At 65.7% G+C, this 16,623-nt stretch carries 13 protein-coding genes and 1 pseudogene; 7 read left to right on the top strand and 7 right to left on the bottom strand.

The features are described from left to right. Genes MOE34_RS22230 through MOE34_RS22220 form a run of 3 tightly spaced genes read right to left on the bottom strand, consistent with a single transcriptional unit; the run spans position 1 to position 4,885 of the window. Positions 1-1,632 carry a monovalent cation/H+ antiporter subunit D gene (locus MOE34_RS22230; RefSeq protein ID WP_242224812.1) on the bottom strand — a complete coding sequence of 544 codons (1,632 nt, stop codon included), beginning with the start codon at positions 1,630-1,632 and terminating at the stop codon, positions 1-3. After that, positions 1,629-1,967 carry a Na+/H+ antiporter subunit C gene (locus MOE34_RS22225; protein WP_242224811.1) on the bottom strand — a complete coding sequence of 113 codons (339 nt, stop codon included), beginning with the start codon at positions 1,965-1,967 and terminating at the stop codon, positions 1,629-1,631. The genes MOE34_RS22230 and MOE34_RS22225 overlap by 4 nt, the downstream gene beginning before the upstream one ends. After that, complete coding sequence (locus MOE34_RS22220) at positions 1,967-4,885, bottom strand: monovalent cation/H+ antiporter subunit A (protein WP_242224810.1); 2,919 nt, start codon at positions 4,883-4,885, stop codon at positions 1,967-1,969. The genes MOE34_RS22225 and MOE34_RS22220 overlap by 1 nt, the downstream gene beginning before the upstream one ends. An 868-nt stretch (positions 4,886-5,753) precedes the next feature. Between MOE34_RS22220 and MOE34_RS22215 the strand changes: the two genes are divergently transcribed. Together MOE34_RS22215 and MOE34_RS22210 are read left to right on the top strand one after the other, a co-directional pair. Next, complete coding sequence (locus MOE34_RS22215) at positions 5,754-6,002, top strand: DUF2934 domain-containing protein (RefSeq protein WP_431522462.1); 249 nt, start codon at positions 5,754-5,756, stop codon at positions 6,000-6,002. Between the two features lie 79 nt (positions 6,003-6,081). After that, positions 6,082-6,447, top strand: a complete 366-nt coding sequence (locus MOE34_RS22210) for a YbaN family protein (protein WP_242224808.1) — start codon at positions 6,082-6,084, stop codon at positions 6,445-6,447. Between the two features lie 33 nt (positions 6,448-6,480). On the opposite strand, the gene MOE34_RS22205 is transcribed toward MOE34_RS22210, so the two are convergent. Continuing rightward, positions 6,481-7,335, bottom strand: a complete 855-nt coding sequence (locus MOE34_RS22205) for a MurR/RpiR family transcriptional regulator (protein ID WP_242224807.1) — start codon at positions 7,333-7,335, stop codon at positions 6,481-6,483. A gap of 67 nt (positions 7,336-7,402) precedes the next feature. Then, positions 7,403-8,428 carry a polyamine ABC transporter substrate-binding protein gene (locus MOE34_RS22200; protein ID WP_242224914.1) on the bottom strand — a complete coding sequence of 342 codons (1,026 nt, stop codon included), beginning with the start codon at positions 8,426-8,428 and terminating at the stop codon, positions 7,403-7,405. Positions 8,429-8,636: 208 nt separating this feature from the next. On the opposite strand from MOE34_RS22200, the gene MOE34_RS22195 reads away from it, so the two are divergent. Genes MOE34_RS22195 through MOE34_RS22180 form a run of 4 tightly spaced genes read left to right on the top strand, consistent with a single transcriptional unit; the run spans position 8,637 to position 12,585 of the window. Then, positions 8,637-9,719, top strand: coding sequence for an ABC transporter ATP-binding protein (locus tag MOE34_RS22195; protein ID WP_242224806.1), 1,083 nt, complete (start codon positions 8,637-8,639; stop codon positions 9,717-9,719). 1 nt (position 9,720) lies between these two features. Continuing rightward, positions 9,721-10,623, top strand: coding sequence for an ABC transporter permease (locus MOE34_RS22190; protein ID WP_242224805.1), 903 nt, complete (start codon positions 9,721-9,723; stop codon positions 10,621-10,623). A gap of 10 nt (positions 10,624-10,633) precedes the next feature. Continuing rightward, on the top strand, positions 10,634-11,464 hold the full coding sequence (locus MOE34_RS22185) for an ABC transporter permease (protein WP_242224803.1): 831 nt from the start codon (positions 10,634-10,636) through the stop codon (positions 11,462-11,464). A 2-nt stretch (positions 11,465-11,466) separates the two neighbouring features. After that, positions 11,467-12,585: a P1 family peptidase gene (locus MOE34_RS22180; protein ID WP_242224801.1), complete on the top strand. Its 1,119-nt coding sequence runs from the start codon at positions 11,467-11,469 to the stop codon at positions 12,583-12,585. On the opposite strand, the gene MOE34_RS22175 is transcribed toward MOE34_RS22180, so the two are convergent. Together MOE34_RS22175 and MOE34_RS22170 are read right to left on the bottom strand one after the other, a co-directional pair. Further along, positions 12,582-12,959, bottom strand: a complete 378-nt coding sequence (locus tag MOE34_RS22175; protein WP_242224799.1) for a hypothetical protein — start codon at positions 12,957-12,959, stop codon at positions 12,582-12,584. The two genes, MOE34_RS22180 and MOE34_RS22175, sit on opposite strands and share 4 nt — an antisense overlap. A 62-nt stretch (positions 12,960-13,021) precedes the next feature. After that, positions 13,022-14,434 (bottom strand): annotated as a pseudogene (locus MOE34_RS22170) (NAD(P)-dependent oxidoreductase); the annotation flags it as partial. 170 nt (positions 14,435-14,604) lie between these two features. On the opposite strand from MOE34_RS22170, the gene MOE34_RS22165 reads away from it, so the two are divergent. Next, positions 14,605-16,602, top strand: a complete 1,998-nt coding sequence (locus MOE34_RS22165; protein WP_242224797.1) for a CocE/NonD family hydrolase — start codon at positions 14,605-14,607, stop codon at positions 16,600-16,602. The last annotated feature ends 21 nt before the right edge of the window (positions 16,603-16,623 follow it).

Below are 16,623 nucleotides of genomic sequence, written 5' to 3'. Positions count from 1 at the left end.
TCAGATCCCTCCCCCGCCATCCGGCCCGCCGGCCTCGGTAACGCCTGCACGCCGCGCATTGATCACCGCGTCGATATAGGCGGCCGGTTGCTGCAAGGTCTGCACCGTCTTTTCCATGTAGCGCATGGCGGGACCAGCCTGGATGGCGAGCGCCAGCGTCAGCGCGATCAGCAGCATGACCGGGGCCATCTCCATCACGAGCACGCGCGGCACGGTGCCTTCCATCGAGGCCCAGAAGGTGCGGATGCCGGCACGGGTCATCGAGATGAGCGCGGCAAGGCCCGACAGGATGAGCAGGCCGACGATCCACCAGACGGAGGCGGGGATCGGTCCCTCGCCTGCGACATTCGTGCCGATCATGCCGGTGAGCATGGCGAACTTGGCGACGAAGCCGGAAAGCGGCGGCAGGCCGGACAGCAGGATGCCGCAGGCCGCGAAGCAGATGCCGAGCACCGCGATCGTCCCCGGCATGGTGACGCCGACCTCGACCTCCTCCTCCTCCTCGTCCGCATCGCCATAGGCTTCCATCGTCACCGCGAGAACCGAGGCGCCGGCATCCTGCCCGCGCTCGACAAGCTCGATGAGCAGGAAGAAGGCGGCGATGGTGAGGGTGGAGCTGACCATGTAGAAGAGCGCGCCGGCCGTCACCACGCCGTTGTTGAGGCCGAGCACGGCGAGCAGCGTTCCCGAGGAGACGAGCACGGAATAGCTCGCGAGCCGCCCCAGCGCCTGCGAGGCGAGCACGCCGATGGTGCCGAAGGCGATCGTCGCCATGCCGCCGTAAAGCAGCACGTTGAGGCCGAGGCCGGCGGATGCGCCCTGCCCGAAGACCAGCAGCGACAGGCGCAGGATGACATAGATGCCGACCTTGCTCATGATCGCGAAGATGCCGGCGACCGGGGCCGTGGCGGCGCTGTAGGCTCCCGGCAGCCAGAAGTTCAATGGCCACATGCCGGCCTTGATGAGGAAGACGACGCCGAGGATGCCGGCGCCCGCCTCCAGCAGCATGCGCCGCTCGCCCTCGATCTCGCCGATGCGCAGGGCAAGATCCGCCATGTTGAGCGTACCGGCCGAGCCGTAGATCGCGCTGACGCCGATCAGGAAGCAGAGCGCGGCGGCAAGGTTGACCGCGATATAGTGCAGTCCCGCCTTGACGCGCATGGAGCCGGAGCCGTGCATCAGGAGGCCATAGGACGCAGCCAGCATCACCTCGAAGAAGACGAAGAGGTTGAAGAGGTCGCCCGTCAGGAAAGCGCCGTTGAGGCCCATCAACAGGAACTGGAACAGCGAATGGAAATGCGCACCCGCCGTATGCCAGCGGGCCAGCGCATAGACCAGCGTCGGGATGGCGAGGATCGAGGCGAGGACGAGCATCAGCGCCGAGAGCCGGTCCACGACCAGCACGATGCCGAAGGGCGCCGGCCAGTTGCCGAGGAGATAGACGCCGTCGAAGCCGTCTCTTGCCGCCAGCCGGAAGAGGCTGAAGGCGACGGCCGCGAGCGCCAGGCACGAGACGACGCTGATCATCGCCTTCAGCACGCGCTCACGCTCGTCGAAGAAGAGGAGGAGCGCGCCCGCGGCAAGCGGGATCAGGATCGGCGCGATGATGAGGTGGTGCTGCCAGCCGCTCATTTCGGCTGCTCCCTGCCGTCGACATGGTCCGTGCCGGTGAGGCCGCGCGCGGCGAGCAGGACCACGAGGAAGAGCGCCGTCGTCGCAAAGCCGATGACGATGGCGGTCAGCACCAGCGCGTGCGGCACCGGATCGGTCATGGTCGAGATCGGCACGCCGTCCTCCAGCAGTGGCGCGGCGTTGGATTTCACGCCGCCGACGCCGAAGATGAAGAGATTGACCGCATAGGACAGCAGCGAAAGACCGATGATGACCTGGTAGGTGCGCGGACGCAGGATGAGCCAGACGCCGGAGCCGGTCATGATGCCGATACCGAGGGAAAGGACGAACTCCATCAGGCCTCCTCCGCCTTGCCGGCATCGAGGCTGCGGACCCGGTGCATACGGACGGACTGGTGCGCAAGCGCGATCAGGATGAGCACCGTCGCGCCGACGACGAGCGCGAAGACGCCGATATCGAAGAACAGCGCTGTCGCGGCCGGCACCTTGCCGATGAAGGGCAGCACGACATATTGCGAATAGGTGGTCAGGAACGGATAGCCGAGGACCCACGCGCCCATGCCGGTGGCCGCGGCCATCAGCAGGCCGAAGCCCATCCAGCGCAGCGGCAGGATGCGGATGCGGTCCTCCGCCCAGCGCACGCCGCCCGCCAGATATTGCAGCAGGAAGGCGATGGCCATGGTGACGCCGCCGGCGAAGCCGCCGCCCGGAAGGTCGTGGCCGCGCAGCAGGAGATAGATCGAGAAGGTGATGACGACCGGGAACATCCACTGCATGATGACCGAGGGAACCAGCAGGTAATCGCGCACCGTATCGCCTGCCGAGCGCTCGGGGCGCTCGGCGTCATAGGCATTCTGGATACGCTGCTGCTCCGGCTTCTCGATGCTGTCGGGCGCGGGGCGGAAACGGCGCAGCAGCGCGAACACCGTCAGCGCCACGATGGCGAGAACCGCGATCTCGCCCATCGTGTCGAAGCCGCGGAAATCGACGAGGATGACATTGACCACGTTGCGTCCGCCGCCCTCCGTATAGGCCTTTTCGAGGAAATAGCTGGCGATGGCGTCCGGCACCGGCTGCTTCATGATCGCGTAGGAGAACAGGAACATGCCGAAGCCGCAGGAAACCGCGAGAAGGAAGTCGCGGAAGCGGCGGCTGCGCGCGGCGAGCGTCACGGCGTTATCGACCTTCTCCGACCGCTTCGGCAGCCAGCGCAGGCCGAGCAGCAGCAGAACGGTCGTGACGATCTCCACGACGAGCTGCGTGATGGCGAGATCCGGCGCGGAAAGCCAGACGAAGGTGATGCAGGTCGTGATGCCCGCACCGCCGAGCAGGACGAGCGCGGCGAGACGGTGATATTTCGCCTGATAGGCCGCACCCAGCGCGCAGAAGGCGCCGATGCCCCAGATGACGGCGAAGATCGGATCGACCTCCCCCAGAACCGGCGCCTTCGGCGAGAAACCGGCGATATAGAGCGGAACCACGCCGACGAGCAGTCCGGCGGCGGCCACGAGGCGCAGCTGCGGCTGAAGGCTGCGGGTGCCGAGATTGCTTTCCAGCCAGCGCGCCCATTTCCACGACACCGTCACGAGGACGCGCTCAAAGATGCGCTGCCCGGTGAGTTGGCGGAAGAGCGGCGGGCCGTCGTCGCACCTCGCCAGATAGTCCTTCAGCACGAAATACAGCGCCGCGCCGCCGACAAGCGCGATCAGGCTCATGATGAGCGGCGTGTTGATGCCATGCCAGACGGCGAGACTGTATTCCGGCGTGCGCTCGCCGAGCACCGACAGAACGGCCGAGTGCAGGAACGGGCCGATGGACAGGCTCGGGATGATGCCGACGACGAGGCAGGCGAGCACGAGGAACTCGATGGGGAAGCGCATCCAGTGCGGCGGTTCGTGCGGCTTGGGCTTCGGCAGGTCGGTCGGCGGGGGGCCGAAGAAGACCATGTGGATGAAGCGGATCGAATAGGCGACCGAGAAGGCGCCGGCGAGGGTCGCGACATAGGGCAGGATGCGGTCGAGCACGGAATCGGCATGGGTCTCCACCGCCTCGGCGAAGAACATCTCCTTGGAGATGAAGCCGTTCAGCAGCGGCACGCCGGCCATCGCCGCGCTCGCCACCATGGCGAGCGTTCCGGTGATCGGCAGGTATTTGAAGAGGCCGCTCAATCGCCGCATGTCGCGCGTGCCGGTCTCGTGGTCGATGATGCCGGCCGCCATGAAGAGCGACGCCTTGAAGGTGGCGTGGTTCATCATGTGGAAGATCGCCGCCACCGCCGCGACCGGGCTGCCGAGGCTGAGCAGCGTGGTGATGAGGCCGAGATGGCTGATCGTCGAATAGGCGAGCAGGCCCTTCAGGTCCTGCTGGAACATGGCGAAATAGGCGCCGAGCAGCAGCGTGCTGATGCCGGCGATGCCGACCAGCATGAACCATTCATAGGTGCCGGAAAGCGCCGGCCAGAAGCGCACGAGCAGGAAGACGCCGGCCTTCACCATGGTCGCGGAATGCAGATAGGCCGAAACCGGCGTCGGCGCGGCCATGGCGTTCGGCAGCCAGAAGTGGAACGGCACCTGCGCGCTCTTCGTCAGCGCGCCGATGAGGATCAGCACGAGCGCCGTGAGATAGAGCGGATGCGCCTTGATCTTGTCGCCGGCCGCCAGCACCACGTCGAGGTCGTAGCTGCCGACGATATGGCCGAGCACGAGCAGCCCCGCGAGCAGGCAGAAGCCGCCGATGCCGGTGATCGTCAGCGCCATGCGCGCGCCGTCGCGCGCTGCGGCATTGTTGTGCCAGTAGCTGATCAGCAGGAAGGAGAAGATGCTGGTCAGCTCCCAGAACACCGAGAGCAGGATGATGTTGCCCGACAGGACGATGCCGAGCATCGAGCCCATGAAGGCGAGAAGGAACGAGAAGAAGCGCGGAACCGGATCCTCTTCCGACATGTAGTAGCGCGCATAGAGCACGACGAGGCAGCCGATGCCGGTGACGAGCATGGCGAAGAGCCAGGCGAAACCATCCATGCGAAGGGTGACGTCGAGGCCAAGCTGCGGAAGCCATTCCAGATCGAGCCGCACCCGGCCGCCGCTGCGCACCGCAGGATAGAGCATTGCGGTCAGGACGAGACAGGCAAAGGCCACCCCGCCAGCCATGCGCGCCGCCAGAACGCGGGAATCCGTGCGCAGAAGGACGGTCGCGGCAAGGCTCCCCGCGAAGGGAAGGCAGACCAGCAGGACCAGAATCAGTTCACCCGTCATCGTTTGATCGATCGCTTTCGAACCTCAGAGCTTCTCCTATGCCGGCGCACCGGCAGCGTCGGGAAGGCCGCCGCGACCGCAAGCGATCGAACCGGCCGTCAGGCGAAATGCAAGGGAGGCGCACGCGCCCCGCGCGTTTCAGGCGCCCCCTTGCCGGACCGCAAAGGCAGAACCAAGGCCGTCGCGGCGGAATCGCTTCCGGCTCGCATCAACCGGCAGGTAAGTCCGAGCCAGGACCGCATCGCCTTTGCAGCGGTAATGCGCTTGCGGCATTCGGCCTCGACCGTGCCCGCTGGATATCCCGCAGCCTTCTGCACGCCATGGCGCAGCGCCCTTGCCCCCGCGCTCGCCGCAACCGGGGCCGTGAGCGTGGATATCAACAGCAAAAGACAGGTCAGCGCGGTGCAGAGAAGGCGGAAAGCCCGACGAAAAAGTCGATCCTGTTGCCTTGGTGCCGCCAAACGCCCTGCCTTTCGATATCGCCGTCCGTGCTGGAGATTCCTTCATCCGGACAATACGTTGGCAGGATCGGCACTGTCCACCCGCAAGCATGAAACTTTTCCAAAATCCAGTCTGTTTGCGCGGGCGGAAGAGTGATTTTTTCCTCGCCCCGGCCAAAACGCCGCAGCGGCCGCCGCCCCGTTCTGCTTGATGCCCCGCCGCATCGGGCGCATCCTAGAGGGGCGAATCACATTGCAGACCTGCTCCGCCCGACCTGTTCGCCCGGAGCGCATGGTGCGCCGATACCTGGACCGCCGGCTGTTGGTTTCCGGCCCTCCAGCCACTTCCGTGTTCCGGTTTCCTTCTGCCACAGACCGGCACGGCATCGATCACTCTCGAACGAGGTTCAACGATGACGGATGCGCGAATGGAATGGATCAGCAAGCGGGCCTACTCGCTCTGGGAAGAGGCCGGCCACCCTCACGGGCACGATGTCGAGCACTGGGCGCAGGCCGTGCTCGAGCGCGAGGAGTTCGAGCGGGTGGCGCTTTCCCCCGATGCACGGCCCGTCCGTGCGAAGAAGCCCCTGATCGACATTGCCGCCGGACCGGGCGGGAAAGCCGCCGCCGGCGCAAGGGCCAAGGCCTCGAAGGCGGCGGAGAGTAAGCCGATCTGAGGGCGCACCGCCTTTGCCTCTTGGAGACGGCGGCAAAGCACTCTATCTGGACGCGAACGCGTTTTTCGATGAGGGTTCCGTGCGCTCGATCTACATGCTGGCCGGCTTCCTGATGACGGCGCTCGGCATTATCGGCGTTTTCCTGCCGTTGCTGCCGACGACACCGTTCCTGCTCGTCGCGGCCTGGTGCTTCTCGCGCTCCTCGCCGCGTTTCGAGCAATGGCTTCTCGACCACCGCACGCTCGGCCCGCCGCTGGCGAACTGGCGGCGGGAGGGTGCGATCTCGGCCCGCGCCAAGATCGCCGCCGTCGGCCTCATCGCCCTGAGCTACGCTCTCCTGCTCTATCGCCTGCAGCCCTCACCGGCCCTCGCGATCTCTGTCGGGCTTGTCCTGGCGTGCAGCATCGCTTTCATCGTGACGCGCCCGCTGCCGCGGAAGGACTGAGCCACAGGCGCGCCAGCCGATGGACAGGGTCAATCAGGTCTCGAAATCCCCGAAAACGTCCTGCAGGCGGGTAAGCGTATCGACCCGCTCGCTGACCTCCTCGCCGAGCACGACTATGATGTTGCTGAGCAACAGGTCCATGACGGCAGTCATGGTTGCGGCCCCGTCCCAGAGGGGACCGTGCGAGCCGGGCACGATGAGGCAGATATCGGAGACCTCCGCTCCCCAGGGACAGAATTCGTCGGTCAGCAGCACCACCTTGACACCGGCGCGCCGCGCCTCCAGCGCCAGCGGCCGCGCCTTGGCGGAGAAGCGGCGCACGTCATGCAGGAAGAGCAGCCGCCCCTCGACGGACCCGTCGAGCAGTTCCGCATAGGTGCCGTTCAGCCCGTCGACGAACTGCACGCGCGGACGCGTATAGGAAAGCTGGCTGGCGAAATATTGCGCGATGCCGCGCACGTTCTGGTAGGCCGCGACATAGACCTCGCTCGCGCCGATCAGCGCATCGATGGTCTGCTGCCATTCCGGCGCACTGGTGATGGCGTAGATCTGGCCGAGATTGTCGATCTGCTGCTGGATGAGGCCGGCGAGCAGCTTGCCCTCCTGCCGGTCCTGCTGCAGCCGGTCGACCCGGCCCTTGACCTGCCAGGCCGGGTTGGAGCTGCCGTGGCGCAATTCGCTCTTCAACTCGTCCAGCCCGTCGAAGCCCATGCGCCGCAGATAGCGGCCGACGGTCATCGGCGAGACCTGAAGACGATGGGCGATGGAACGCGCGGTCTCGAAGGGAATCTCGGCGATGTTCCGCTCGATATAATGGGCGAGCAGCTTGTCGGATTTGGACCGCCTGAGGTCGTCGGACTGAACGAGCTTCAGAATGCGTTTCGACACGTCGCCCCTCTCCTCGAAAGCCCGCCCGTCCAAGGACGGGCGGGGATCAACCGCGCTCACACCGCGCTCACTGGGCCGTCTTGACCCGCGTCCAGACGCGGTCCACCTGACGCAGGGCCGGTCCCAGATCCTCGAATATCTGGAGACGGTCCATCGTCTCGGCCGGCGGGTTGATTTCCTTGCTATTCTTGATCTTTTCCGGGGTCAATTGCCGCGCCGGCACATTGGCCGTGCCATTGGTCTGCTGCGCGACGTTGAGGGCGACGATCTCCGGGCGGGTGTAGAACTGGAGGAACTTGATGGCGTTCTCCTTGTTCGGCGCGCTCTTCAGGACGCAGATATCCTCCTGATACATGGTCGCCCCCTCCTCGGGGATGACGTAGCCGAGGTCCTTCTCGTTGCCGAAGACGTCGATCATCGCACCGACGAAGGCGTGGCCGGCGGCAACATCGCCTGCCTGCACCATCGGCCGCTCGTCATAGGTGAAGGCCGCCACGTCCGGCTTCATCGCGATGATCGTATCGGCCGCCTGCTGCAGCTCGGCCGGATCGGTGGAGTTGATCTTGTGGCCGTTGAGGATGAGGCCGACGGCCAGCACCTCGCGCATGTCGTCGAGCAGGGTGAACTTCAGGCCCTTGGCCTTCACGGTCTCGATGAGGTCCTTCCAGCCGGTGACGTCCTTGCCGAGAACCTTGCGGTTGTAGAAGATGCCGACCGAACCCCAGGCGTAGGGCAGGCAATATTCGCCGTTCGGGTCGCTCTTGGCGCGCAGGAAGGCGGGATCGATGTTCTTGAAGCCCTCGTATTTGTTGATGTCGGTCTTCTCCAGAAGATCGAGCTTGGCCATGATGTCCTGCATGTGCACGGACGGGAAGACGACGTCGTAACCCGTCGCGCCGCCCTGGATCTTCGCCAGCATTTCCTCGTTGGAGGAATAGGTCGAGAGATTGACCTTGATCTTGGTCTCCTCCTCGAACTTCTTCAGCACTTCCGGATTGATGTATTCGCCCCAGTTGTAGACGTTGAGTTCGCTGGCGCCCGCAACGCCCGCCGTCGCCACGATGGCGGCGAGCGAGAGGGCTGTACCGCGCATCCAGGCCTGAAAACCGGATGCACCGGTGCGTTTCGCTTTCGTCATGGAAAGAGTCTCCTCTGATGGTTCGGCCCTGCGGCCCTGGCGCTTTCCTTTGCGCCGTCTTTTCCCGTCCCGGCTTCTTTCGGCCGTTGACTTGGATAGGCAAATGGTATCCACATATCGAAATCGCACAAGCGTTATTTTTATAACATTTTGGGGAACGACGATGCGAGATTCCATAGTCCGCCTGGAGAAGGCGGCGAAGGCCTTTGCCACGCCCGAAGGCCAGACGGTCACCGCGCTCGACGCCATCGACCTCGATGTCCGGCGCAACGAATTCCTGACACTGCTGGGGCCGTCGGGTTGCGGAAAGACCACCCTCCTGCAGGCGATCAGCGGCTTCGTGGAACTCGATTCCGGCCGCATCCTGATCGACGGCGAGGACATGACCGAAAGGCCGCCCTACCGCCGCCCGGTCAACACGGTGTTCCAGAACTATGCGCTCTTCCCGCACATGTCGGTGGGCGAGAACACCGGCTATGCGTTGGAGGTCGCGGGCGTCGCGAAGCCCGAGCGGCTGAAGCGCGTGGCGGAAGCCCTCGCCATGGTGGGCCTCGAAGGGCTGGAAAGCCGCAAGCCGCGCCAGCTTTCCGGAGGCCAGCAGCAGCGCGTGGCGCTCGCCCGCGCCATCATCGCCCGCCCGAAACTCCTCCTCCTCGACGAGCCGCTCTCGGCTCTCGACAAGAACCTGCGGCAGGCCATGCAGATCGAGTTGAAGACGCTGCAGAACGAGCTTGGCATCTCCTTCATCTTCGTCACCCATGACCAGCAGGAGGCGCTGACCATGTCGGACCGCGTCGCCGTGCTCTCGGGCGGGCGTATCCAGCAGCTCGATACGCCCCGGGCCATCTATGACCAGCCGAAGAACAGCTTCGTCGCTACCTTCGTCGGTGCCAGCAACCTCTTCGAGGGCAAGGCCGGCAGCGGCCAGCTCGTGACGGAGGACGGCCTCGCCATCTCGCATGGAAGACCCGGCACAACGGGCGCAGCGACGGCGCTCATCCGTCCGGAACAATTCTTCCTCGCGGAAGCCGGCAGCGACGCCCCAAGCCTCGACATCGACCTGGAGCAGATCGTCTTCGTCGGCTCGACCTTCGAGCTTTTCGGCCGCACGGCGACGGGCCGGCGCGTCATCGCAGAAATCCCGGCAACGCGGCGCAATCTCGTCGGCGAGGTCGAACAGACCCGTCATGCACGCCTCGCCTACGATCCGGCGGCAGTGCACCTCATTCCGGCGGAGGCCGCCTGACATGTCGTCGATCGCCTTTCGCCGCCGCGCCCAGCTTGCCGTCCTGCTCGGTCCGGTCTCGCTGTTCCTCGCGGTCTTCTTCCTCGGCCCGCTCTCCATCATGATCGTGACGAGTTTTCTTGCGCCCGGCCTCTATGGCGGGGTGGAGTGGAGCTGGTATCCGCACAACTACGGCCGCATCCTCGGCTTCGCCGACCCGATGTTCGAGGATTTCGACCCGGTCTATATCGCGATCTTCCTGCGCTCGCTGAGGATCGCGGCGCTCACCGTCGTCGCAACGCTTCTCGTCTGCTACCCGGCCGCCTTCTGCATCAGCCGTCTTTCCGAGCGCTGGAAGAATTTCTGCCTCTTCCTCATCACGCTCCCCTTCTTTGCCAGCCTCATCGTCCGGCTCTTCGTCTGGGTGCTGATCCTGCGCCCCACCGGGCTTGCCAACGACGTGCTCCTGAACACCGGCCTCATCGCCCAGCCGCTGGATCTCATCTATACCGAAGGCGCGATCATCCTCGGCATGGTCTATGTCTTCATCCCGTTCATGTTCATGCCGGTCTATGCGAGCGTCGAAAAGCTCGACTGGACGCTGGTGCGCGCCTCACTCGATCTCGGCGCGGGGCCGATCCGCACCTTCCTGCGCATCATCCTGCCCCTGACGGCGCCCGGCATTGCGGGCGGCGCGGTCATCGTCTTCATCCCCGCGCTCGGCAACTTCATCGTGCCGACCATCCTTGGCGGCGCGAAGGTGATGATGCTCGGCAATCTCATCGAGCAGCAGTTCCTCGCCGCGCGCAACTGGCCCTTCGGCTCGGCGCTCGCGATGATGGTGATGAGCGTGATGCTGGTGCTGCTCTTCGTCTATGTGGTGATTTCCGGCCGCCGCGGCCTCGATGCCGCAACCGGGCGCTGAGGAGAGATCGATGAAGATTTTCGCCACCCTCGCCCGCGGCAGCCTCTTGGCCTATACTGCGCTGTTCTTCGCCTTCATCTACATTCCACTGGCGCTGATCGCGATCTATTCGTTCAACGCCAACCCCGTGAACATGATGACCTGGACCGGCTTCACCACCGACTGGTACGCCCAGGTCCTCGGCTACAAGACGAAGATTTCGGAAAACGCGCTCTATCTCGAATCGACCGGCCAGCTCGTGCAGGCCGTCGGCAACAGCCTGAAGATCGCCGCCTCCACCACCGCCATCGCCACCGTGCTCGGCACGGCCATGGCCATCGCGCTCTACCGCTTCGATTTCTTCGGCCGCCGTTTCTACCGCGTCGTCATGTTCATGCCGATGCTGATGCCGGATATCGTGCTCGGCATCGCTCTGCTGATCTTCTTCGTCAATGCCGGCATCCATCTCGGCATCGGCACGATCATCATCGGCCAGTGCACCTTCCTGACCTCCTATGTCTTCATCGTCGTCACCGCCCGGCTCGCCGGCATGGATCGGACGCTGGAACACGCCTCCGCCGATCTCGGGGCAAACGAATGGACGACTTTCCGCAGGGTGGTCTTCCCGCAGCTCCTGCCGGGCATCCTCGGCGGCGCGCTGCTCGCCTTCATCATCTCGATGGACGACCTCGTGATCACCTATTTCATCGCCGGCGTCGATGTCACGACGCTGCCGATGTTCATCTTCGCCATGCTCCGGCGCGGCATCAAGCCGGAGATCAACGCCATCGCCGTGATGATGCTGACCTTCTCCTTCGTCATCGCCTCCCTCGGCCTCTACCTTCGCTCCCGGCAGAAATGACCATGAACAAAAAGACAAAGCCCCGCGCCCGCGACCTCGGCCTGCCCTTCACCGGCCGCACCGGCCCCCTCAACGCCATCACCGATGTCGACGGCATCGCCGTCGGCTTCCAGACGATCCGGGAGGAAACCCCGCGCCCCGGCCGCAAGCTGCCGGTGCGCACCGGCGTCACCGCCATCCTGCCGCACAGCGGCAGCGAAACGCCCGTGCCCGTCTATGCCGGCGTGCACCGCTTCAACGGCAATGGCGAGATGACCGGCACGCACTGGATCGAGGACGGTGGCACCTTCCTCGGCCCGGTCATGATCACCAACACCCACGGCGTCGGCATCACCCACCATGCGACGATCCGCTGGATGCTGGAGCGCTACGCCTCGACCTACGAGATCGGCGATTTCCTCTGGCTGATGCCCGTCATCGCAGAAACCTATGACGGAGCGCTGAGCGACATCAACGGCATGCCGGTGACGGAAGCGGATGCGCGCGCGGCGCTGGAAAACCTCTCGCGCGGCCCCGTTCAGGAGGGCAATTGCGGTGGCGGCACGGGCATGATCACCTACGGCTTCAAGGGCGGCACGGGCACCGCATCGCGCATCGTCACCTATGCCGGCAAGGACTATACGATCGGCACGCTGGTGCAGGCCAACCACGGCCAGCGCGACTGGCTGACAGTCTGCGGCGTACCCGTCGGCAGGCACCTGCAGGACAATACCCCGCAAAGCCAGCTCAAGGAACGCGGCTCGATCATCGTCGTCATCGCCACCGACCTGCCGCTCGCCCCGCACCAGTTGAAGCGCCTCGCCCGACGCGCCGCCATCGGCATCGGCCGGGGCGGCACGCCCGGCGGCAACAATTCCGGCGACATTTTCCTCGCCTTCTCCACCGCCAATCCGCAGGCGATGGCGCATCGCGCGCCGGAAATGCTTTCCCTCGAAATCCTCAACGACGAACATCTCGACGCCGCCTACCTTGCGGCGGTGGACAGCGTGGAGGAAGCGGTGGTCAACGCCATGCTGGCGGCGGAGGACGCCGGCGGCACGCCGCATGACAGGCTGCGCGTCGATGCTATCAGGCACGACGACCTGCTTTCCGTCATGCGGCAATACGGCCGGGTCGGCTAGTTCGCATTGCCGTCAGGCGTCACGCGCTGGCTGTCGCCGCCGGTGCCGGATTGCGGGGTCGGATCGCGATCGGTCGGTACCGTCTGGCCGCCGTCAGGAGCGGTGTTGTCGATCGTGTCCTGCGAGGGTGTCTGCGTGCCGTTCGAGGTCGAGGATGTCTGCGAGCTATCGACGGGACTGGACGGGTCGACACGTTCGCCCCAGATTTCCACTGCGCCCCAGACGAGGAAGGCCAGGGCAAGACTGATGCCGAGCACCTTCAACACCGGCCGGCCCAGGCCGCCCTGCCGGGTCTCCCGGGCTGCATAGTCCTTGCGGGCCGGCTCGTGGATGCGGGTGAGCGGATCACCGCGTTCGTCCTGCTGGTGGGTCATGGCTTGCACTCCCTGAAAATCGTTTCAGGGGGAGAACTGGCCATGAAACGGAAAAGTTCCGGTCAGGTTTCCGCCGGCCCGTCAAGCCCCAGCGCCTCCAGCAGCCGGCGCTGGCGCAGCAGGAGATGCGTGAGCGCAGCGACGTCGCCCTTTGCCGGCTGGTGCGTCATGCCCTCCGCCACCGCTTCCACGATGGCCTCCAGCGTATCGGTGATCTCGCGGGAAACGTCGTGCAACTCCGCAAAACCGGGATCGGTGGCCGCCGCCGCGAGCGTCGCCGTCGTCACGCGGCCGATGCCCTGCGGCACCTTCGCGCCGCCATCGACAAACCCCTCCGGCAGACTGCCCTTCAGGTTGACGACGCGGCGATGGCGGATGACGTCGATGATCTGGTCCACTGCCTGGCAGGCCCCGGCCACGCGGGAGGGATGGTCCGTATCCGCCGCCGCATGGGGCAGAAGCTCCAGCTTGCCGGGGTGGCGTTCGGCCAGTTTCAGGTAGGGCAGCATCGGCCCGCTGAGCGTGCTGCTCGAAGCGCTCTTGAAGAGATCGGCGTCGATGGCGGCATGGCGCACTTGACCCGAGGCGAGCGCCTTGTCGAGCGCCGCAGCATCCACCACCTCGCCCCGGTCGTAGTTGACGACGACCGCACCGGGGCTCATCGCCGCAAGTACCGCCTCGCCGACGAGGCCGGCATTGGCATAGCGACGCGTCTCCTCGTCAAGCCGGCCGAGGCCGACATGGACGGACAACGCATCCGCCCCACGCGCCGCGGCCTCGGGCGTTTCCGCATACTCGAACCCCTCCGCCTCGATCCATTGCCGATGGTGCGGGCGGGCATGAATGACGACCGCCATGCCGAAAGCGCGGGCGAGCTTCGCGACCTCATGGCCGATATTGCCGTAGCCGAGCACGGCCATGCGCCGGCCTTCCAGCTTGGAGGTCGGATAGAGCCTCAGATCGCGCCCCGTATCGAAATCGCCTGCCGCGACTCGGGCGTGCAGCAAATCGACCGGCAGGTCCGGCGTCACCTTCAGCAGCGCCTTCATCGCCATCTGCGCCGTCGCGCGGCTGTTGATGCCGGGCGTGTTCATCAGCGGCGCGGCACCGCCCTCACCATTGCCGCCACCCCAGGAGGCAGCCCCCATATTGCCGGTGCCCGCGCCGATGCGCACGCCGCCGAGCGGAAAGACCGCCTGCCGGGGAATGAAGGTCGCTGCCGCGATCAGCGCGTCGTAGCGGCCATCGGCGGTCTGCGCGATGATCTCCGCCTCGGCGCTGAGGTCCGGCTGGTAGAAGAAATGGATGCCCGGCGGCAGGTCCTCGCGCTGGTAGCCGCCCTCATGGAAGACGCCGCCCCGCGCCACGATATGGGCACGCACCTCGCTTGCGTCCGGCACGCCCTCCGCGTCGAAGCGCAAGCCGACGAGATCGGCGATCAGGACCCTGTAGGCGCGCTGCGGGTCGTCCAGCCGTCCCGTCTCTTCCCGATCCTGCATGGCGTCCCTCCCTCTCCGCTCATCGTTTCGTAGGCGAGTTTTGGAAGACGGGCAAGCCGGCGGCAAAAGCGACATGCCGGGTCAAAACCGCCCATTGCCCACCCTTGGGACGGACGGCATAAAGAAGCGGCAACAGAGGATCGCCCATGACATCCCGCGCCTTCACCACCATCGAAAACGAATGGATCACGCTTGCCGACGGCACACGGCTCGCCGCGCGCATCTGGATGCCGGAAGGCGCGGAGCAGGATCCGGTGCCCGCCGTCCTCGAATTCCTGCCCTACCGCAAGCGCGACGGCACGAGCCTGCGCGATGAATCGACCTACCCCGTCTTCGCCGCGGCGGGCATTGCCGGCGTGCGCGTCGATATTCGCGGCTCGGGCGAGTCCGACGGTGTCATCGACGGCGAATACACCCCGCTGGAGCTGGCGAATGCCCGCGAGCTCATCGCCTGGATCGCCGCCCAGCCCTGGTCGAACGGCTCCGTCGGCATGATGGGCATTTCCTGGGGCGGCTTCAACTGCCTGCAGGTCGCCGCCCTCAAGCCACCGGCCCTGAAGGCTGTCATCTCCATCGCCTCCACCGTCGACCGTTACAACGACGACATCCACTACAAGAATGGCACGCACCTTTCCGCCCAGCTTTCATGGGCCGCGACCATGCTCGCCTACCAGTCCCGCTCGCCCGACCCCGCCATCGTCGGCGACCGGTGGCGGGACATGTGGCTGGAGCGGCTGGAGAACGAACCCTTCTTCCTGGAGGAATGGCTGCGGCACCAGCGCCGCGACGCCTTCTGGAAGCACGGCTCCATCTGCGAGGACTTTGCCGGTTTTCCCGTGCCCGCCCTTGTCATCGCCGGCTGGGCGGACGGCTATCGCAGCACGCCGCTGAAGGCCGTCGAGGGGCTGGGCGACAAGGCCAAGGCACTGATCGGCCCCTGGGTCCACAAATACCCCCACTTCGCCTGGCCGAAGCCGCGCATGGATTTCCACGCCGAGGCCATCGCCTGGTGGAACCATTGGCTGCGCGGCGAGGAAAACGGCGCGCAAGACGCCCCGCAGGTACGCGCCTATATGCAGGATGCCGCCCGCCCGGCCTTGCGGCGCGAGAGCGATCCCGGCTTCTGGATCGCCAAGGACCGCTGGGAGACGCCCGAGATGGCGGCCTTCCATGTCGCACCGCACGGCGCGCTCGTCTCCGGCCCGCCGGTAGCCGGCGCAAGCCATGACCGCTTCCTGAAATCGCCGCTCGATACCGGCATCATGGCCGGCGAATGGTTCACGCTGAAGCCGGATGCGGAAATGGCGCTCGACCAGCGCCTCGACGATGCCGGCTCGCTGGTCATCGAGACGCCGCCGCTGACCGAGACGCAGGATTTCCTCGGCCAGCCGGCGCTGGAACTCGATGTTTCCACGGAGGCGGAGATCGCTAATCTCTGCGCCCGCCTCGTCGACATACATCCGGACGGTACCGCGACACGCGTCACCTTCGGCGTCCTGAACCTTGCCCATCGCGACGGCAATGCCGAACCCAGCGCCATGCCGATGGGCGCAAAGACCCGCATCCGCCTTGTGCTCGATGCGATGGGCTATCGCTTCCGCGCCGGCCACCGCATCCGCCTGTCCCTCTCGACCGCCTACTGGCCGATGGTGCTGCCGCCGCCGGTGGACGCCGGCGTGACGCTGGACCTTGCCTCGCTCGGCCTTTTCCTGCCGAAACTCGGGGAGCATCGGGTGATCGTCCTGCCCGAACCGGAAAATCCCGATCCGCTGCCGAAATATACAGAACTCGCGCCCGCCGAGACCGCCAGAAGCGTCGAGCGGGACCTGACCAACGGCCTGACGGAGTATTCGATCTACGAGGATACCGGCCTTTACGAACACCCCGGCACGGGACTTGCGACGCGGCAGGTGCGCGACGAGGTCTGGTCCATCGCCCCGGACGATCCGCTTTCGATGACCGGCACCTCGATCTGGACCTGCGACATGCAGCGCCCCGGCTGGTTCGTGCGCACCGTCTCGACGGCCACCATCGCCTGCACGGCGACGGACTGGCTGATCGCCGCCAATGTCCGCGCCTTCGAAGGTGAGACGCTGGTCTTCGAGAAATCCTTCGAGGAGACCATCGCGCGCGACTTCATGTGACGGGATTTGGTGCCTCCGGGC

This window comes from Shinella zoogloeoides (genome assembly GCF_022682305.1).
In the GTDB taxonomy this organism is placed as follows: Bacteria; Pseudomonadota; Alphaproteobacteria; order Rhizobiales; family Rhizobiaceae; genus Shinella; species Shinella zoogloeoides_B.
The sequence above is the reverse complement of the archived record's forward strand: the minus strand, read 5'-3'. Positions and strand labels throughout refer to the sequence as shown.

What these genes read in the sequence shown, in the direction of transcription:
- MOE34_RS22165 (WP_242224797.1), top strand. Translation starts at nt 14,605, where the DNA reads ATGACATCCCGCGCCTTCACCACCATCGAAAACGAATGGATCACGCTT.
- MOE34_RS22175 (WP_242224799.1), bottom strand. Translation starts at nt 12,959, where the DNA reads ATGACCCACCAGCAGGACGAACGCGGTGATCCGCTCACCCGCATCCAC.
- MOE34_RS22215 (WP_431522462.1), top strand. Translation starts at nt 5,754, where the DNA reads ATGGAATGGATCAGCAAGCGGGCCTACTCGCTCTGGGAAGAGGCCGGC.
- MOE34_RS22185 (WP_242224803.1), top strand. Translation starts at nt 10,634, where the DNA reads ATGAAGATTTTCGCCACCCTCGCCCGCGGCAGCCTCTTGGCCTATACT.
- MOE34_RS22195 (WP_242224806.1), top strand. Translation starts at nt 8,637, where the DNA reads ATGCGAGATTCCATAGTCCGCCTGGAGAAGGCGGCGAAGGCCTTTGCC.
- MOE34_RS22225 (WP_242224811.1), bottom strand. Translation starts at nt 1,967, where the DNA reads ATGGAGTTCGTCCTTTCCCTCGGTATCGGCATCATGACCGGCTCCGGC.
- MOE34_RS22230 (WP_242224812.1), bottom strand. Translation starts at nt 1,632, where the DNA reads ATGAGCGGCTGGCAGCACCACCTCATCATCGCGCCGATCCTGATCCCG.
- MOE34_RS22200 (WP_242224914.1), bottom strand. Translation starts at nt 8,428, where the DNA reads ATGCGCGGTACAGCCCTCTCGCTCGCCGCCATCGTGGCGACGGCGGGC.
- MOE34_RS22190 (WP_242224805.1), top strand. Translation starts at nt 9,721, where the DNA reads ATGTCGTCGATCGCCTTTCGCCGCCGCGCCCAGCTTGCCGTCCTGCTC.
- MOE34_RS22180 (WP_242224801.1), top strand. Translation starts at nt 11,467, where the DNA reads ATGAACAAAAAGACAAAGCCCCGCGCCCGCGACCTCGGCCTGCCCTTC.
- MOE34_RS22220 (WP_242224810.1), bottom strand. Translation starts at nt 4,885, where the DNA reads ATGACGGGTGAACTGATTCTGGTCCTGCTGGTCTGCCTTCCCTTCGCG.